Annotated in this window: 2 protein-coding genes; both read left to right on the forward strand. The window is 70.2% G+C overall.

What is annotated here, in order from left to right:
• Positions 1-884: tail fiber domain-containing protein (locus AC1DW9_RS36615; protein ID WP_476855413.1), on the forward strand; the 884-nt coding region annotated here is incomplete at its 5' end.
• On the forward strand, positions 881-1,485 hold a 605-nt coding region (locus tag AC1DW9_RS36620; protein ID WP_476855414.1), incomplete at its 3' end, for a DUF2950 family protein. The genes AC1DW9_RS36615 and AC1DW9_RS36620, both read left to right, overlap by 4 nt.

The following is a 1,485-nucleotide window of genomic DNA, read 5'->3' on the forward strand; positions in this document are numbered from 1 at the left end:
GCGACGGACGCATGGACTTTCGCGGGCGGGACGGAAACCAGGCCCGCCCGGACCGGCCCGATCGCCCCAACACCGGAGCTGGCAACCGGCCGGATCGCGGGCAGGGGGCCAATCGGCCTGACCGACCCAATGCCGGCAATCGCCCCAATGCCGGCGCCGGTGCAGCGCGTCCCGATCGCGGGGCAGGGAACCGTCCTGCCACCGCCGACCGCGCGCGCCAGAACCGCCCGAATGCGCAAAGGCCGGCGCAGCGGCCGGCGCAGGCCAGTCGCCCCGGCGGCGGCAACGTCAATCGGGCGGCTGGTCCGCGCCGCGACAATGCCTTCGGCAACATGCAGCCCGGCAGGGCCGCCAATCTGCAATCCCAGCGCGGACAGGCAAGCTTCGCTCATGCCGGAGCGCGGATGGGCGGCGGCGGGTTTGGCGGCGGACCCAGAGCGGGAGGCGGCGGGTTTGGCGGCGGCGGGGCACGCATGGGCGGCGGCGGTGGCGCGCGCATGGGTGGCGGCGGTGGGCGTGGAGGCGGCGGTCGYGGGGGCGGCGGTGGGCGGCGTTCCGACRTCGCGCTCAAGGATCATATCGTCGAGCTCGGCCGGCTTCGGAATGGCATCGGCTTCTACCGGTTTGCCTATCGGGGCAGCGACAGGCGCTATGTCGGCGTGATGGCGCAGGAGGTCCAGGAGGTCGCGCCCGACGCCGTGACACGGGGCGCCGATGGTTTCCTGCGTGTCTATTACGAGCGCATCGGGGTGCGGTTCCAGACCTACGATCAATGGCTGGCATCCGGCTCGCACGTACCGACCGGAACCATCCGCCATGAATGTGCGGCGACGGCACTATGCCGTGCCACTGTCCCGGAGATGTCCGGAGGTATGCTGCCATGATGCACCTCAACCGGATCCGTCGGCGATGGCTGAGCCTCGCAATCGCGGCTGCCACCTTGGCCGGGATCTCCGCAGCCAGCGCGCAASAGCGCTTCAAGACRCCCGAGGCGGCCGCCGCAGCCCTTGTGGAAGCCGCCCGCACCAGCGAGACCGGCCCGATGCTCGGCGTTCTCGGGCTCAAGGGGCGCGACATCGTCTTTTCCGGCGACGAGGTCGCCGACGCGGCGGACAGGGAGCGCTTTCTCTCCGCCTATCAGGCCAAGCACCAGGTCACGGTCGACGGCGACAAGGCGACATTGCTCGTTGGTCAGAATGACTTTCCGTTCCCGATCCCGATCCTGCGCAAGGACGGGGAATGGCGGTTCGACACAGAGGCCGGGCGCAAGGAAATCCTGTTCAGGCGCCTCGGGCGCAATGAGCTCGATGCGATCCAGGTCAGCCTGGCCTATGTCGACGCCCAGAACGACTATGCGAGCAAGGACAGAACCGGCGCCGGGCCAGGCTCCTATGCCCAGCGGGTCGCGAGCCGCCCGGGGAAGCGCGACGGCTTGTTCTGGGCGACCGGGGCAGGAGAAGAGGCCAGTCCGCTGGGCGCTCTCGC

It is taken from the genome of Allobosea sp. P4_E12, assembly GCF_056401655.1.